The organism is Nonomuraea sp. NPDC049269 (assembly GCF_043197155.1).
GTDB lineage: Bacteria > Actinomycetota > Actinomycetes > Streptosporangiales > Streptosporangiaceae > Nonomuraea.
Window position 1 is genome coordinate 324,463 of sequence record NZ_JBICSO010000004.1, and the last position, 16,462, is coordinate 340,924.

The following is a 16,462-nucleotide window of genomic DNA, read 5'->3' on the forward strand; positions in this document are numbered from 1 at the left end:
CCTCGCAACACCCTTCACACACGAAAGCTTTCGCATGTCCCGACAAATCGTTTCACTTCTTGCTATCGCGACTGTTGCCGTCACTCTGACACCAACGGCGGCATCCGCCGCCCCCACCCCGAAAGCGCCCGTCCAGGCCGCTGCCGTCGCCCAGGCCAAGGCGAAGGCAGTCGACTGCGCGCAGCTCAAGTGCATCGCCCTGACCTTCGACGACGGGCCGGGCAAGTACGCGGGAACGCTCCTCGACACGCTGAAGAAGTACAACGCCAAGGCGACGTTCTTCCTCGAAGGCCAGTACGTGAAGAGCCGCCCCGCCTTCGTCAAGCGCATGGCCAAGGAGGGCCACGAGCTCGGCAATCACAGCTACTCGCACCCGAACTTCACCACCATCGAGCCGGACGCCGTCAAGAACGAGATCCAGAAGACCCAGGACGCCGTCAAGAAGGCCGCGGGCGTCGAGCCCAAACTGCTGCGCCCGCCGTACGGCATGCTGGACGTGCAGACCTCGGAGGTCGCGGCCGAGTTCGGCATGCCGATGATCCTGTGGACCGCCGGCTCGCGCGACTGGGCGACCAAGAACTCCGCGGAGATCAAGAAGCAGACGCTGGCCGTGGCCAAGCGCGACGGCATCATCCTCATGCACGACTGGGTGAAGCAGACCGTCGACGTGATGCCGTCGCTCGTCAAGCTGCTGCAGAGCCGCGGCTACACGCTGGTGAAGGTCTCCGACGTCATCAAGTCGCAGAACCTGCAGCCCGGGGACGCCTTCCCGGTTCCCGAAGGCTGGGAGAACTGAGTATCGTTCACGTTTAACGGAACGAAGCTCTAGCGCAAGGGCGGCCATGGCCTTCACGAACTGGGCCCGCAACCAGACGGCCGCGCCCGCCGAGGTGCGTACCCCGGCGTCGACCGAGGACGTCGTACGCGCCGTCGGGGACGCCGCCGCCGGCGGCCGGCGCCTGCGCATGATCGGCACGGGCCACTCCTTCACCGGGGTGGCCCTCACCGACGGCATCATGCTCCGCCCTTCCGCGCTGACCGGACTCACGTCCGTCACCGGCGACCGCGTCACCGTGCTCGCCGGCACGCCGGTGCGGGTGCTGAACTCGCTGCTCGCCGCGCGCGGGCTGGCGCTGGCCAACATGGGCGACATCACCGAGCAGACGGTCGCGGGCGCCATCCAGACCGGCACGCACGGCACGGGACGCGACAGCGGCGGCCTGGCCGATCAGGTCGTGGCGCTGGAGCTGGTGCTCGCGGACGGCTCGGTGGTGACGGCCGGCCCCGGCGAGGACCTGTTCGACGCGGCCCGGGTGGGGCTGGGCGCGCTCGGGGTGCTGACCTCGGTGACGTTCCGGGTGGAGCCCGCCTTCCTGCTGCGCAACCGGCGGCGCAGGATGACGCTCAGCGCCATCCTCGACTCGCTCGACTCCCTGACCTCGGAGAACGAGCATCTCGACTTCTTCTGGCTGCCGCACACCGACGCCTGCCTGGTCAAGACCAACAACCGCGATCCCGGCCCGGCCCGGCCGCCTGGCGCGGTCAAGTACTGGCTGGACAACGTGTTCCTGGAGAACACGCTGTTCGGCGCCGCCTGCGCCGTGGGGGCGCGATTTCCCGGGCTGATCCCGCGGATCAACGGGGTCAGCGCCGCCGCGCTCGGCGAGTCGGAGGCCGTGGACGCGTCGTACAAGATCTTCACCTCCCGGCGGGACGTGCGCTTCCTGGAGATGGAGTACGCGGTGCCGCGCGAGCACCTCGGCCAGGCGCTGCGGGAGACCCGGGCGCTGGTGGAGCGGATGGGGTGGCGGATCACGTTCCCGGTGGAGGTGCGGGTCACGCCGCCCGGCACCGCCTGGCTGTCCACGGCGTACGGCCGCCAGTCGGCGTACATCGCCTGTCACATGTACCGGCCCACGCCCAACCCCGCGTACTTCGCCGGGGTGGAGGAGATCATGACGCGGCTGGACGGGCGGCCGCACTGGGGCAAGCTGCACACCCGGGACGCGGCCTACCTCGAGAAGGTGTACCCGAGGTTCGCGGACTTCGTGGCGCTGCGGGATCGGCTGGATCCCGGGCGGCTGTTCGGCAACGCCTACCTGGAGACGGTGCTGGGATAGGGGCCCACCATCACGGCGTCTCCTTGTCCTGCTGCACCGGTGGCGACTGCGGCACCTCGGTCGGCACGGACGTCTCCTCGGTCAGGTCGCCGGGGTCCTGGGCCGTCGTGGTCGCGGACGGGGCGGACGGCTCCACCGTGTTCTTGCTCGTCTGCTTGCCCGTGGCGGTGGGCGCCGGCGTCGGGCTCTGGGACGTGCGGGTCGGCGAGGCGGTCGGCGTGGGCGATCCGGTCGGCGTGTCGCTGGGTGTCGCCGGGGTGCCGGAGAACGTCGTCCGAGGCTGGAACGCGGGCTCCTCGGAACGCTTCTTCTCCTTGGCGGGCGCCTCGTCGCGTTTGGTCCCCGGCTTGGCGCCGGTGAGCTGGTCGTGCACGGTCGTCTGAGCGATCGTCTGGTAGGCCAGGATGCCGCCCATGCTCACCCCGAACACCAGCGCCGCGGCCACGCCCGTCTTCGCCCACGGCACGCGCCTCGGCGCCGGCACCTCGATCGGCGCCATGACCAGCGTGGACTCGCCCCGGCTCTCCTCGCCTTCCCGCACCGTTGTCAGTACGGCCGTCGCCAGCTCGCCCTGGCCCTCGTCCCGCTCCAGTGGCGGCCGCTCAGGGCCGTACTCGCGCCAGGCGATCACCGTGTGCTGCTTGACCTTGTCGCCCGTGCGCTTCAGGTAGTGCGTGTAGACGGCGGTGGCGACCGTACTGGCCACGCTCATCAGTGCCGCGCCTATCACCGTTCCCCCCACACCGAGGTATGAGGCCGCGACCGCGGCCGTGACGGCCGCCAGGGCACTACCCGCGATCTGCGGCACGCTCAGCTCGAACTTCCGCTGCTCGCCGCTCATCCCCTCGGATCAGTCCTTTCTCGCCTGTGCTCGCCTGTGTTCGGTAAAGAGCTTTCTCGTGAATAGACGCGAGCGCGTGTCCTGTTGTTCCTGTGACGTGTGCGACAGACACCCTCGTCGCTCGTGCCCCGACGAATCGGCCTGCCCTCCCTGTACCTCGCCGCGGCCGTGGCGACGGCCGTGACCACCGCGATTCCCCTCGCCATGGCGCCCGCTTCCGGTCTCGCCTTCCGGCCGCCGGTCATCGAGCCTACGCGCCCGTACATCGTCACCGCCCGTAACCGGGCCGCGGCCCGTGACCTGGTCGGCGCGATGCGATGGCGGGTGCGCCGCTTCTACACCGCGGCCATCCCCGGCTTCGCCACCTGGGTGAACGCGACCGAACTGGCGGAGCTCCGCGCGGATCCGCGGGTCCTGGCGATCGAACCCGACCGCGAGATCCACCCTATGCCGATCACCGGGGCCGCCCGCCCGATCCACGCCAGGCCGATCACCGGGCCTTCCCGGGCCCGCGGGAGAGGTGTCACGGTCTATATCGTGGACAGCGGCGTCAGTGGGCAGCCGATGGGTGGCCCGCGCAGGGCGGGCGGGTTCGGAGATCGGGCCTGGCGGGCCTTCGACGCCACCGGTCGTACCGGCGACGACTGCGGCGGCCACGGCACGCGGGTGGCGCGCGTCATAGCCGGCCGGTCACACGGCGTGGCGCCGCGGGCCCGCATCGCCTCCGTACGGGTGCTCGGCTGCGGCGGCTCCGGCAGCCTGTCGGACGTCCTGGCCGGTCTCGACTGGGTACGCCGACACGCCCATGGCTCCGCCGTCGCCAATCTCTCGATCGACGGCGCCCGCTCCCCGGCCCTGCGGACCGCCATGGCCCGCCTGGCGCGGTCCGGCGTCTTCGTCGTCGCGTCCGCGGACACGGGCGGGTGCCGGCTGGCCCCCACCGGCGAGACGTACTCCACCAGATCCCCCTACCTGGCCGGAGCCGCCGCCCGCTACCTGGAGCTCCATCCGGGTGCCAACCCATCCGTTCTGGCGTCTTGGCTGAAGTGCACGGCGGCGCGGGACACTATTCGCCAGAATCCGTCGAGGGCAATGCGCACCGGCAGACCCTGAACATGATGGAATCTACAAATGTGACCGGCGTCACAACGCCACTGGGCTATCCCATGAAGGCGATGTTCGGACATGCCGGGTACGGTGCTGGCAGGCAACCGGCACACGCGAGAGACTCAAGGGTCCGGGGGAAGAATGAGCAGCACGCTGACGAAGGGACTCGCATGCAGGAGCTCCGACTCGTCGCGGTAAGTGAGGACGGTACCTATCTCGTGCTGGCGACAGCAGGGCGAGGTACTCGGTTCACGCTTCCCGTGGACGACCGGCTCCGTGCTGCCGTCCGCGGCAACTTCTCCCGTCTCGGCCAGTACGAGATCGAAGTGGAGAGTCCGTTGCGCCCCAAGGAGATCCAGGCCCGCATTCGCGCCGGAGAAACGGCCGAGGAGATCGCCGCGACAGCGGGCATCCCGGTCGAACGCGTCCGCTGGTTCGAGGGCCCCGTGCTCCAGGAGCGCGAGTACGTGGCCCAACAGGCGCAGCGCGTGTCCGTACGCATGCCCGGAGAATCTTCGGCCGGCCCGACGCTCGGCGAGCTCGTCGCCGAACGGCTGACCCGGCGCGGCGTGCCCACCGACGAGATCGACTGGGACTCCGCCAAGCGCGACGACGGCCTTTGGCGCGTCAAGCTCGGTTACGTTTGGAACGGTCACACCAGGCACGCGGAGTGGCTCTTCGACCCGCGCAGGCGGCACGTCACGCCGCACGACGACGAGTCGATGCGGCTCTCGGCCGCCGACTTCGACCCCAGCCCCGTGGTGGAGGACACCACGGTCACGCCGTTCACGCCGCGCGTGGCCAAGCTGCAGCCGGTGCCACCGCTCGCGTCGGACCCGCTGCCGTTCCCCGCGATGGTCCGGCACGAGCCCGAGTCGCAGGAGCCGGCGGTCGGCTACCAGCCGAGGGGCACGGAGCCGTCCTACAGCCGTACCCCGTCCCGCGAGGCCCCCTTCACCCCCGCCCGCGAGGCCCCTTTCGACCGTGCCCCGGCCGACCCTTCGGGCCGTACGGCGGAGCCCGGCCACCGCTCAGACCCTCCCTCTCGGGATTACCGCTCGCAGCCGCCCGCTGGGGAGCCCGGCTACCGCACCGAGCCCGCCGCCCGGGAAACCGGCCACCGCGCCGAGCCGTCCGCTCAGGAGACGGGCTACCGTACCCAGTCGCCCGCGCAGGAGACCGGCTACCGTACCGAGCCATCGACGCAGGACCCCGGCTATCGCGCCGAGCCGCCCGCGCACAACACCGGCTACCGTGCCGAGCCGCCCGCACAGGACGCCGGCCGCCCCGGCGAGCCTTCGCCCTGGCTCCCGGGCTACGACACTCCCCGCACTCCCGACCGCCCGGCGGGCCGGGACGGCGAGGCCATCTACGCCCCGGCGACCCGTGACGTCGCGCCTTCGGGTAACCGTCCCACCGAGGACGCTTTCACGCTGCCCCCGGCCACGACCCCTGGTACGCGTGCTGGGGCCTACGGCGCACCCACCGTAGAGACGCCAATTGCCAGCACGCCCGCCGTGCAGGGCTCGACCACCGGCGCAGCCGGCGTGCAGGGCGAGGTCTTCAACGCGCCTGTCGTTGAAGACCCGGCCACCAGCGCCCGCGCCGTACAGGGCCCGGTCGCCAACGCGCCCGCTGTTGAGGCCCCGGCCACCAGCGCCCGCGCCGTGGACGGGCCTGCCGCCGGCGCGCCCGCCGTGGACAGCTCGGTCGCTAACGCACCCGCCGTAGACGGCCCGGCCACTGGCGCCCCCGCCGTCGGAAACCCGGCTTCGAGCGCTCCTGCGGCGGCTGACCGCGCTACAGAGCCGGCGAACTACGCGCCGCCTGCCCCTGCTACCTCAGCCCCCGCGTCTGACGCCGCTGCCACAACGGCCCCGGCCATAGCCGAACCCGCCACAGCGACCGCCCGTGTCTCGGACACCCCTGCCACGGACACCGCCGCTACGAAGGCTGCCATCTCGGACGCCCCAGTCACGGACGCTGCTGTCGCGGACACTTCTGTCCCGAAGACTGCCATCACGGGTAATGCCGTCTCAGACGCTGCCGTTACCGACGCCGATGTCGCAGACTCGGCGCCCGCATCCGCCGCGCAGGCCTCTGCGCAGTCGGCGCCCACCACCGATGCGTCCTCGGCTGCGGATTCACCGTCTGCCGTGCCCACGGTGGCACGCACCGACACCCCGGCAGCGGAGAACGCACGCCTTTCCGAGACTCCGGAGCCCAGCACTGTCCCGGAGCCGGCCACACCACCCCCAGCCGAGTCGCGGCCCGCCACGGAGGTCGCGGCCAAATCGCAGCCCGCCACGGGAGTCACGGCCGAGTCGCAGCCCGCCCTGGGTGTCACGGCCGAGTCGCAGGCGACCATCGCCGTCCCCGAGACGCCAACCAGCAGCGCACTCACCGAGTCGAAGGTCGTCGGGGCGGTCGCTGAGCCTCAGTCCGACGAGGCCGTCATCGCGTCGCAGTCCAGCGACACCGCTATCGAGTCGCAGTCCGGTGGCCCCGCCACGGTGACCACGCCGCAAACGTCCCCGGCCACGGAGGGCAAGACCGAAGCCCCGGTGCAGGAAGCCGCTGGGCAGGAAGCCGCCACAGCGGTCGAGACCCCAGCAAAGACGGACGCCGTCACGACACCGCCTGCCCCCGAGGCGGTGGCTGCGACGGACACCAGCGCCCCCGCAACGGCAACCGACACCTCCAAGCAGCCCTCCAAGGCCGCGCCCGAGGCAACGTCGCAGTCGGCAGTCGCACCCACCGCAGCCGCGCCCAAGCCACAGCCAAAGCCTCAGCCCACGAAGCCTGAGCCCAAGGCCGACTCCGCGACACCCGCACCCACCCCAACACCGGCCACCAAGGCTGAGCCCGCAGCGGCGGAACCCAAGTCCGTGCCCAAGGCTGAGCCCGCAGCGGCCGAACTCAAGCCCGAGCCCGCAGTGGCCAAATCCAAGGCTGAACCGGCGGCGGCCAAGGCTGAGCCGGCCGCGCCTGAGCCCGCCGTGCCGGCCGCGAGGACGAGCAAGGACGGCACCGCGAAGCCCGAGCAGCCGGCGGCCAAGGAGGAGCCCCCGGTCCCGGTGCCCTCTCCCCCGCCTGCCCCTGCGGCCCGTCAGCCGCGCAAGGGCTCCAGGGGGCGTCGCGCCTCGGTACCGACCTGGGACGAGATCATGTTCGGCGCCCGCCGCCAGGACTAACCGACCAGCCACCGACCGCACCGGCGCCCGGCCCCGGCCTCGCCCCGTCGTACCAGTGCCTGAACGCGCCGTTCCTGTACCGACGCCGGAACGCGCCGTCCCGCACTGACGGCTGGACACGCCATCACACCTGCCCGAGCGCCACCCAGGCGCCGTCGTGACCGACCCTGCCGACCCACCACGCCGGTTACCCGGCCCCGGCCCCTTGCCGACGCTGGGACCCGCCGTCGCCGAACCGACACCGGTCGCCCGGCGGCTCGTCGGTGGTCTCAAAACCAGGCAGGATCTCCACGGCCCGGTGAGCGGCAAGCCCCCCGGGAGCGGCGGTGCGCAACGCGCGCCCGCCTACTCCCCCTTCTCGATGAACGGAGCCAGCCATTCCGGCGTCACCTCGGCCGGGAAGCCGATCGCCTGGGACTGGGAGACGTCGATCGCCGAGTAGCCGCCCTTGCCTGCTCCCACCCCGGCCGTGAGCGTATACACGCCGGCCCGCCGCTGGAACCAGGTCTGCCTCAGGTGCCAGCCCACCACCGCGCGGCGTTCGACCACGGCTTGTGATCGGCGGAGGGAGCCGGAGCGGACCGCCAGGCGTACGCCGTCGTATCCGTGTCCCAGAGACCTGTACCGGTCGAGGCCCAGGGGGATCCCCGCGCCCGCCAGGAGGAGGGCGATCACGGCCGCGATCCACCAGGCCGACTGGGCGGTCAGCAGAGCCGTCAGCGCGGTGACGGCGGCCGGCAGGAGCCATGGGGCGATGGCGCGGAAGAGGCGGCGGTTGCGGGCGATGGGTGGGTGGGGGCGGAGTTCGGCCTGGTAGGAGCCGATGGCGTCGCCGGTGACCTTGAAGGCGACCGCGCGCGGGACGTCCGGCAGGAGTTGACCGCGCGTCTGCGTGTCGCCGAGTCCCGTCACGATGGCCCAGACGCGGGCGACGCCCGCCCAGCGCTCGGCGAGTCCCTCGACGATCTCGTAGCCGCGTACGCGCCGGGCCTCCAGCGACACGCTGCGCCGGTTGATCAGCCCGCGCTCCGCCACCAGGTAGCGGTCGCGGCTGGTGAGCCGGAAGTTCCAGTTGAACACCGCGTACATCACGCCGCCCACCACCGGCATCGCCACCACGAGCAGCAGCACCACGGCGAGCAGCAGGTAGGGGTGCTCCCACAGCCACTCCCCCACTGTCAGCGCGGCGTCCCGGCCGAAGCCGAGGTCGTCCCCCCACTGGAACGCCAACCCCACGGCGCCGCCCGCCAGCGCGAACGGGGTCAGGAGGTACGCGCCGGACAGCGGGCCGTACAGCAGCCAGGTCCACGGAACGCTGATGATCTCCCGATCGGCCTCCGCCGTGTGCCCAGGTGCGGTGGCGCGCGGTGGGCCGGCCGAATCCGTGACGGCGACGGAGTGGGAGGCGCCGTCAGACGCGGGGGCCGGGCCGGTGGCGGTGGGGTGCTCGGCGGCGCGGGCCGCGCGGGTGCGGCGGAGCAGGACCGACTTCAGGCGTTCGGCCTCCTCCAGGGTGACGCCGTCGAGCTTGCCCTCCTCGGCGTCGCCGCTCGCCCCCGTGTCGATCTTCAGTACGGCCAGGCCGAGCAGCCGGTGCATGGGCGGGGTGGAGACGTCCACGCCGCGTACCCGTTCCAGGGGGATGGTACGGACCGACCGGCTGATCAGGGAACGCTTGATCTCCAGCCGGTCGCCCACGATCTCGTAGCTGAACACCGCCCACCGGACGACGGCGAAGGCGAAGGTGACGCCGACCCCGACCGCCGCCCAGAGGTACGACCTGCCGGAGAACCCGCCGACGAACAGCAGCCCGACCAGCGGGAGAAGCAGCGACGGGATCATCCGCACCGGTTGGATGAGCAGCACCTTGGGACTCAGCCGCAACGGCGCCCGCCCGGGCACCGGGGGTGCCGAGGGTGGTGGAGGCGGGCCCTCGGGACCAGGTGGTGCGGTGGGGTGGGGGGGAGGTTCGGTCATGTGGCATCGTCCCTGAGCTCTTCCGCCCGGCGCGCCAGCTCCTCCGCCAGCCCCGCCGCCACCTCGTAGTCCAGCCCCTTGATCGTCGACGACCCCGCGTGGGACGCCGTACGGATCTCCAGCGTCGCCAGCCCGAGCAGCCGTTCGACCCATCCCTGCGCCTTGTCGACCGTCTGGATCCGGCTAATCGGCACGAAGACCCACTCCCGGGTCAGGAACCCCGACCGGGTGTAGACCACATCGCCCGACAACTCCCACCGATGTACCGCATAGCGCACGAACGGCTCAGCGATCAGGAACGGGGTGGTCAGCACCCCCACCCCCACGGGCAACAGCCACGGATCGTCCGCGAACCAGCCGGGCACCCACGCCCACCCGCTCCCCCCGACCCAGCGCGCGACCAGGATCGAGCAGCCCACCAGCAGCACGAACCCGAACAACGCCTCGGCCAGCCAGAGCCGGACGGCCTTGGGCGACACACGGTGTTCCGGATCACGCAACGGGCCAGAAGTCGTCACAGGGCCAGCTTATGACTCCCGCCCGCGTCAGTGATCTCCCAGAGGCGGCGGATGTCATCGGAGAAGTGTCGGTGCCGTAGGCCACAGTGGGAGCGCTGCCGCATGTCCAGCCTCGACGAGGTGTTCCCGCCCTGACCGGGCACCGCGCACAGGCCGTCTCAGGTAAAGGCCGGGTCCGCGGCTGACGACCTGGCGCCCCGATTTCGCCGGGGTGGCGGAGGCGGAACCCCCGCACACGGTGCCCACACTCGCGATCCCCGCACCTCTCGAACCGCCGGGCGAACCGCCCCGGCCTCCCCGGCCTCGAGAACCAGCAGGCCGCGGCAGGATTCTCCGGCGCCGTCCGCGACCACCCCGCCCCGGCGAACCGCCTGCGGGCCGAGAACAGCGGCGCTCAGGATGTGGCGAAGTTCACTCCCCCATGCCCGCTTTGTGGCGGCTTTGCCGTCCTTTACCGACCGCCGACCCTCGCGAAACGGTCGGCGCACGGCCGATAGCCGCGTAGCATCATGCGGCATGGGGCTGTGTAACACGGCAAGACGCGTGAGACGCATCGCTGTCTCTGTGACAGTGGTGACCGTCATGCTCGCGTCGTCCGGTTGCAACTTCCTCGTCGGAAGGTCCCAGGCCAAGGAGATCGCTGAGATCAACGTCTCGAGTCCGGAGTTGCGCGAGGGCGAACCATTGCCGAGCGAGTTCTCCTGCGATGGCGCCCAGGGCAGCCCGCCGCTGCGCTGGTCCAGCGAACCCCTGTCCGACGCCAAGTCGATCGCCATCGTGGTCGACTCTCACTCACCATCAGAATCCGCCGTCCAGTGGGTGCTCTACAACATCCCCGCGACGACGACCGAGCTGGGGCCGAACGCCGCCGCGAGCCCGCCGGAAGGCGCGAGCCAGGCGAAGGTGACCAGCGGCAAGGCGGGCTATCAGCCGCCATGTGTGAAGAACGCCAGTTACCGGTTCAGCGTCTACTCGCTGAGCGGCAAGGTCGATCTCCCGGAGGGCTCCCCCCTCTCCGATGTCTTGAAGAAGATCGCGGACTTGACCATCGCCCGCGGCCGGCTCACGGTGGTGAACATCCAGTGAGACACCAATCACTAAACGTAGTAATAGTTACCAATTCTTCACGTAGGGTGTGACAACGCTCATAGTGGTCCGACACAATCAGATCCAATTGCTAGGTGCTGGTGATCAAAGGGGGAAGGTCGCGTCGATGGCCGCGCGATCTCACCGGTGCCGCAGGGAGGCCATGGCTTTGAGGGTGGTGCAATGATCGCGGTCGTAGTCAGCTTGGTCGCTGTCGTGCTCCTCGTGCTCGTCGTCGTGGCACTGGGCATGCGTTCTATGAACCGTCGGGAGAGCTCTCTCCCTCCTGAGCGGCTGAAGCAGATGGCCGAGAAGGATGAGAGGACACAGACGCGCTCCACGGACGAGTTCTCCAAGAGCGAACCGCGCATGAACAACTTCAGCCCTGACTTCAGTCCTATCGGCGAGGCCAAGGCGAAGCCGGTACGCACGGGTCAGCGCGGCAAGCGTGGCGTGGACGAGTGGGGCAACCCGCACACCGACGTCGAGGACGAGGAGTTCTGGGCCAACATCCGCAGCGACGCGGAAGAAGGCGGCTTCGGCGCCGGCGGCACGGTCGCGGCGCGCAAGGGCGCCTCTCGCCCCGTCGAACGTCCTTCCGAACGGCCCGCCGGGCGACCCGCCGAGCGCGAGAAGCAGCCGACGGCGGCCCAGCGCGAGCAGCGGCCCGGCGCCAAGCGTGAGCAGCGGCCCGCCAAGCGCGAGCCCGTCACCGCCGACCCCAACGCGGCGACCGTCCAGGCACCGCTGCCCAACCGCCCCAACCGTTCGCGTTCCCAGCGGCCCACCCCCGCGGCCGCCGCCGCCTCGTCCGGCCTGGCCGATCTCGTGGAGTCGGCGCAGCGTCCGGCCCCGACGGCCGCCGAGATGGCCGACCAGCGCACGGTGACGTTCTCGGCCCCGACCCCGCCCGACGTGATGAGCATCCTCGGCGTGGGCGCCCAGCAGGTGCCGCCGCCGAACCGGCCTCAGCCCGGATCCGGCACCGGCTCCTTCCCGGCCGTCGGCAGCGCCACGTCGCTGAGCACCAACAGCCCGGCGACCTCCAGCGGCGCGTTCCCCGCCGTCGGCAGCGGTTCGTTCCCCGCCACGCCGGCCTCCTCCAACAGCGGAGCTTTCCCCGCGACTCCGGCCGCCAACAGCGGTTCGTTCCCCGCCACGCCGGTCTCGCCCATCAACGGCGCGCCGACGAGCGCCCCGTTCACGATCTACGGCGCCAACACCGACCCGCTCGAGACCACCTGGACCAACCCGCCGATCGTGCCGACGGCGTCAGGCTCGTGGCCCGCGCTTCAGCAGCACGACATCCTCGACGACCCCGCGCCCGGCGCCCCGTCGAGCGACTCCTGGCCGGCGTTCGAGCCGCAGCAGCCCGCCGCCGCCCCCCGCGCCTCCTATCCGGCGTCCTACGAGGTCCGCGCGGGCTGGGCCGTGGCCGACGACTCCGACCCGCTGACCGGCCCCTCCCCCGCGACCGGCACCCCCACGGCGCCCGCGCGTTCGGTCTCGGCCTACGACGACGTGCTGTCGGCCCCGCCCGTGCAGCCGGCGCCCTTCGCGTACGAGACGGGTGACATCACCAGCCTCCCGCCCGGTCAGATCGCGCAGACCTTCGCGTACGAGACCGGCGACATCACCAGCATTCCGCCCGGCCAGCTCCCGGCGGGCTGGAATGATCCGCCGGCGGGCAGCGGCGCCTGGCCCAACTACGGCGGCGCGCCCGACGCAGGCGCCCGGCAGGGCGCCCCCGGTGGCGGCAGCCAAGGCGGGCGTCGTCGCGCCACCACCCCCGAGCAGGAATTCCCCGACTACTACCGCTGACCAGCGGCTGAGTGAGGCGGCCACTCATTAATCTGTAAAGCCGCCAAGGACCCCTCAAGGCCCCGGCGCGCGGGGCAATAGGGTTTGCCGTATGATCGGCGACACTCTGCGTCGCGTGCTGAGCACGCTCAGGTACGACGTGCCTGCCTCACTCGTGGTGTTCCTCATCGCGGTGCCCCTCTCGCTGGGCATCTCGATGGCCTCGGGCGCCCCCCTCGCCGCCGGGCTGATCGCCGCCATGGTGGGCGGCATCGTGGCGGGCGCGCTCGGCGGCTCCGCCGTACAGGTGAGCGGGCCCGCGGCGGGCCTGTCCCTGGTGGTCGCGGATCTCGTGCAGACGTACGGCTGGCGGGCCACCTGCATGATCACGCTGATGGCCGGGCTGGTGCAGCTGGTGCTCGGGGTGTTCCGGGCGGCCAGGGCGGCGCTGGCGGTCTCACCGGCCGTCATCCACGGCATGCTGGCGGGCGTCGGCGTGGCCATCGCGCTCTCCCAGCTGCACATCGTGCTGGGCGGCCAGCCGCAGCGCTCGGCGCTGGCCAACATCGTGGAGCTGCCCGCGCAGCTCGCCGAGATGCAGGGCCACACAGTCGTGGTGGGCCTGCTCACGATCGCGATGCTGGCGCTGTGGACGCGCCTGCCCAAGCGAGTCAAGGCGGTGCCGGCGCCGCTGGCCGCGCTGCTGGTGGCCGCTGTGACCGCGTGGGCGTTCAACTGGGATGTCACCCGCATCGACCTGTCCGACAGCGTCACCTCATGGACCGTCCCCGTCCTGCCGTCCGGCGACTGGCACCGGATCGTGGCGTCCGTGCTGCTCGTCGCGCTGCTGGCCGGGGTCGAGTCGCTGCTGTGTTCGGTCGCGGTCGACGGCATGCACAACGGCCCCCGTGCCGACCTCGACCAGGAGCTGAGCGGGCAGGGCGTGGCCAACATGGTCTCCGGAGCGCTCGGCGGGCTGCCGGTGGCGGGCGTGATCGTCCGCAGCACCGCGAACGTGCAGGCGGGCGGGCGCACCCGGCTCTCGGCGTTCCTGCACGGGGTGTGGGTGCTGGTGTTCGCCCTCGGCTTCGGCTGGATGATCAAGCTGATCCCGATGGAGGCGCTGGCGGCGCTGCTCGTCTTCATCGGCGTGCAGATGGTCAACCTGGGCCATGTCAGGAAGGTGCACGGCCACGGCGAGGTGCCGGTCTACCTGGTGACGATGGGGGGCGTGCTGGTCCTCGGGCTCGCCGAGGGCGTGCTGGCCGGTCTCGCGCTGGCCGCGCTGCTCGCGCTGCGGCGGCTGACCTGGGTCACCGTCAAGACGCGGCCGGAGCAGGACGGGCGCTTCCACGCGACGATCTCCGGCTCGCTCACCTTCCTGGGTGTGCCCCGGCTCACCCATGAGCTGCGCGCCATCCCGCCCGGCGCGGCCGTGGACCTCGACCTGAACATCGACTTCATGGACAATGCCGCCTTCGAGGCCATCCACTCCTGGCGGCTGAACCATGAGCGGCTGGGCGGCAGCGTCGACATCGACGAGATACACGACGAGTGGTACGCCATGGCGGCCAGCGGAACCCGCCGGTCCCGGTCCAAGACTCCGCCGAGGGCGCCGGACCGGTGGTGGCTGCCGTGGTCGCACCGCCACAGCCGCCCCGCCCGGCACGGCATGCCCGTTCCGGGCGGCCCCCGTCCGGCCAGCGTGGAGTGCCAGCTGACGGCGGGTGCGCGGGAGTATCACCGGCGTACGGCTCCGCTGGTGCGGCCCATCTTCACCGAGCTGGCCCGCAAGCAGCAGCCCACGCACCTGTTCATCACCTGCGCCGACTCACGGGTCATCCCCAGCCTGATCACCGCGAGCGGCCCCGGCGACCTGTTCACTGTGCGCAACATCGGCAACCTGGTGCCGCGCAGGGGCGCCGAGCCGCATGACGACTCCGTCGTGGCCGCCATCGAGTACGCGACGCAGGTGCTGGGCGTGCACACGATCACGGTGTGCGGGCACTCGGGCTGCGGGGCGATGTCCGGGCTGCTCAGCGGCGGGGTGAAGGCGGGCAGCCTGCCGGGGCTGCGGCGCTGGCTGCGGCACGGCTACCACAGCCTGGCCACGTTCATCGAGACGGCGGACGAACCGCTCGACGCCGGGGCGCTGGACCGGCTGTGCAAGGTCAACGTGCAGCAGCAACTGGAGAACCTGCGGACCTATCGCAAGGTCGACGAACAGGTACGAGCCGGGCAACTGGAACTGGTGGGACTGTACTTCGACATCAGCTCCGCGAGGGTGCACATGCTGCCGCCTCCACCGGCTTCACTCTCGGTGAAGATCTGACCGGCCCCATCCGCGGGCCGTTCTGAGTAATCATGCGCAGACCCGGAGGTGGCGCCGGGTTAGCGTCAGGGGTGTCGCGCACGGTCGACCTTGGTCCCCCACCTGGCCTGGCGCGACGGCCGGTCCGCACTCCCAGGGGCCGGAGGGGCGGAGGGCATCGGCACCCTTCGCCCCTCACCCTTGGGCGAAGCGCAGGCGGCGGGCGGTGGCCAGCGCCGCTTCCGTCTGGATCGTGACGATCCTGCCGATCGGATCGGCGGACGGGACGAGTTCTTCCTCCGCAGCCGCGCAGAGGCGCCGCAGGCGCTCCTCCAGCGTGGCCCGGACGGCCGTCAGGGCGGCCTGGTGGTTGCCCGCCGCCGTCTCGGCCTCCAGCAGCCGCAGGAACATGGCGCAGGCCCGCAGCGGCAGGCGGCGCACGGTGTCGTGGATGCCGCTCGCCTCGGCCCGCGTGACGGTCCTGGCGGCGTCCTCCCGGTCCACGGCGCCTTCCAGCGAGGCGATCAGCAGGTGGGAGACGGCGAGCGTGTCGTCGACCGCCGCGTGGAACGGGCTGTGCGCGACGCACTGGGACCGGATGTCCGTACGCGCCCGGGCCAGTGGTTCGAGCTCCTCGCGCAGCCGTACCGCGGCCGCTTTGACCAGGTGCCCGAAGGAGAGCCCGGCGTCCGAGGGGTCGTCGCACCCCGGAGTGGTCCACAGGGGCACCTCGGCGATGAGTGTGAACGTGCCGTAGCGGTCGGCGTAGTGCCAGCTCGACGCCCCGTACGTACGAGGGGTGCGCGCGTCACCGCCGGTCTCGACGAAGTCGATGTGCTCGGCCGGTGGCAGCAGCGTGACGCCCGGCCCCGCGACCTGGTAGCCGACGGTGTCGATGGGCCCCAGGTCCAGCGGGACTCCCTGGCCCGCGGCGATCGCGGCCAGTTCGGCGGGCAGGCCGGGCACGTCGCGGCTGATCTGGAAGTACGCGCCGCCGAAGTCGGCGTTGTGCAGCGACAGCATGAACGCCGGCCGCAGCTCGTCGATGACCCGCATCAGGGCCAGCGTCTCCGGCAGCGGCCGGTCGAACCGCTTGCGCCCGGAGGGGATGGGGAAGGTCCATTCGGGCTGGTCGCTCATGGACGGGCGGTAGAAGTGCCGGTGATAGTGGCTGATCGTGTACGGCCCGCCGTACCAGCCCTCGTTCAGCCGGGCGCCGTCCGGATCCACGCACGCGATGAAGTGCCAGGTGAACCCCTGCCGCTCGGCCGCGTTCTCGCACAGCGCCGAGGCGAGGCGGAGCACGGTCAGGAAGCCGACGGGCTCGTTGGCGTGCGGACCGCCGAACACCAGGGCGTTCTGGCGGCCGTCTCCGATCGAGACCAGTTCCAGCGGCTCGCCCTTGCGGGAGGCGCCGATGAGGCGTCTCCTGCAGATCGCGGGGAACCGCTCGCACAGCTCCCGCAATAACGCGGCCATGTCGTCAATGGTCGGGATCTCGCGCATGG

General features: G+C 71.4%; 11 protein-coding genes. 7 read left to right on the top strand and 4 right to left on the bottom strand.

Annotated features, from left to right (window positions below; translation table 11 throughout):
- Positions 1–34 precede the first annotated feature (34 nt).
- Both ACGFNP_RS24055 and ACGFNP_RS24060 read left to right on the top strand, forming a co-directional pair.
- A complete protein-coding gene (locus tag ACGFNP_RS24055; protein ID WP_393322157.1) occupies positions 35–796 on the top strand; it encodes a polysaccharide deacetylase family protein in 762 nt (253 codons plus the stop codon).
- 46 nt (positions 797–842) lie between these two features.
- Positions 843–2,120, top strand: coding sequence for a D-arabinono-1,4-lactone oxidase (locus ACGFNP_RS24060; protein WP_358314759.1), 1,278 nt, complete (start codon positions 843–845; stop codon positions 2,118–2,120).
- A 10-nt stretch (positions 2,121–2,130) separates the two neighbouring features.
- Here the strand turns inward: ACGFNP_RS24060 and ACGFNP_RS24065 are convergent, their stop codons facing one another.
- Complete coding sequence (locus ACGFNP_RS24065) at positions 2,131–2,961, bottom strand: hypothetical protein (protein ID WP_393322161.1); 831 nt, start codon at positions 2,959–2,961, stop codon at positions 2,131–2,133.
- Positions 2,962–3,084: 123 nt separating this feature from the next.
- On the opposite strand from ACGFNP_RS24065, the gene ACGFNP_RS24070 reads away from it, so the two are divergent.
- Positions 3,085–4,074 (top strand): S8 family serine peptidase, encoded by a 990-nt coding sequence (locus ACGFNP_RS24070; protein ID WP_358314765.1) that lies wholly within the window; start codon positions 3,085–3,087, stop codon positions 4,072–4,074.
- A gap of 164 nt (positions 4,075–4,238) precedes the next feature.
- On the top strand, positions 4,239–7,262 hold the full coding sequence (gene sepH / locus ACGFNP_RS24075) for a septation protein SepH (RefSeq protein ID WP_393322164.1): 3,024 nt from the start codon (positions 4,239–4,241) through the stop codon (positions 7,260–7,262).
- A gap of 345 nt (positions 7,263–7,607) precedes the next feature.
- Here the strand turns inward: sepH and ACGFNP_RS24080 are convergent, their stop codons facing one another.
- Both ACGFNP_RS24080 and ACGFNP_RS24085 read right to left on the bottom strand, forming a co-directional pair.
- Positions 7,608–9,239, bottom strand: a complete 1,632-nt coding sequence (locus ACGFNP_RS24080) for a PH domain-containing protein (protein WP_393322167.1) — start codon at positions 9,237–9,239, stop codon at positions 7,608–7,610.
- The gene (locus ACGFNP_RS24085; RefSeq protein WP_358314774.1) at positions 9,236–9,757 is read right to left on the bottom strand and encodes a PH domain-containing protein; all 522 of its coding nucleotides are present in this window, start codon (positions 9,755–9,757) and stop codon (positions 9,236–9,238) included. The genes ACGFNP_RS24080 and ACGFNP_RS24085 overlap by 4 nt, the downstream gene beginning before the upstream one ends.
- A 564-nt stretch (positions 9,758–10,321) precedes the next feature.
- Here ACGFNP_RS24085 and ACGFNP_RS24090 point away from each other — a divergent pair.
- The 3 genes from ACGFNP_RS24090 (at position 10,322) to ACGFNP_RS24100 (ending at position 14,975) form a co-directional block, all read left to right on the top strand.
- The gene (locus tag ACGFNP_RS24090; RefSeq protein WP_358314777.1) at positions 10,322–10,843 is read left to right on the top strand and encodes a YbhB/YbcL family Raf kinase inhibitor-like protein; all 522 of its coding nucleotides are present in this window, start codon (positions 10,322–10,324) and stop codon (positions 10,841–10,843) included.
- 183 nt (positions 10,844–11,026) lie between these two features.
- Positions 11,027–12,664: a hypothetical protein gene (locus tag ACGFNP_RS24095; protein WP_358314780.1), complete on the top strand. Its 1,638-nt coding sequence runs from the start codon at positions 11,027–11,029 to the stop codon at positions 12,662–12,664.
- Between the two features lie 91 nt (positions 12,665–12,755).
- Complete coding sequence (locus ACGFNP_RS24100) at positions 12,756–14,975, top strand: bifunctional SulP family inorganic anion transporter/carbonic anhydrase (protein WP_358314783.1); 2,220 nt, start codon at positions 12,756–12,758, stop codon at positions 14,973–14,975.
- Positions 14,976–15,149: 174 nt separating this feature from the next.
- On the opposite strand, the gene ACGFNP_RS24105 is transcribed toward ACGFNP_RS24100, so the two are convergent.
- On the bottom strand, positions 15,150–16,460 hold the full coding sequence (locus ACGFNP_RS24105; RefSeq protein ID WP_393322173.1) for a M14 family zinc carboxypeptidase: 1,311 nt from the start codon (positions 16,458–16,460) through the stop codon (positions 15,150–15,152).
- Positions 16,461–16,462 lie beyond the last annotated feature (2 nt).

Coding starts and splice junctions, on each gene's coding strand:
- ACGFNP_RS24055 (WP_393322157.1), top strand. CDS start 35: ATGTCCCGACAAATCGTTTCACTTCTTGCTATCGCGACTGTTGCCGTC.
- ACGFNP_RS24060 (WP_358314759.1), top strand. CDS start 843: ATGGCCTTCACGAACTGGGCCCGCAACCAGACGGCCGCGCCCGCCGAG.
- ACGFNP_RS24065 (WP_393322161.1), bottom strand. CDS start 2,961: ATGAGCGGCGAGCAGCGGAAGTTCGAGCTGAGCGTGCCGCAGATCGCG.
- sepH (WP_393322164.1), top strand. CDS start 4,239: ATGCAGGAGCTCCGACTCGTCGCGGTAAGTGAGGACGGTACCTATCTC.
- ACGFNP_RS24080 (WP_393322167.1), bottom strand. CDS start 9,239: ATGACCGAACCTCCCCCCCACCCCACCGCACCACCTGGTCCCGAGGGC.
- ACGFNP_RS24095 (WP_358314780.1), top strand. CDS start 11,027: ATGATCGCGGTCGTAGTCAGCTTGGTCGCTGTCGTGCTCCTCGTGCTC.
- ACGFNP_RS24100 (WP_358314783.1), top strand. CDS start 12,756: ATGATCGGCGACACTCTGCGTCGCGTGCTGAGCACGCTCAGGTACGAC.
- ACGFNP_RS24105 (WP_393322173.1), bottom strand. CDS start 16,460: ATGCGCGAGATCCCGACCATTGACGACATGGCCGCGTTATTGCGGGAG.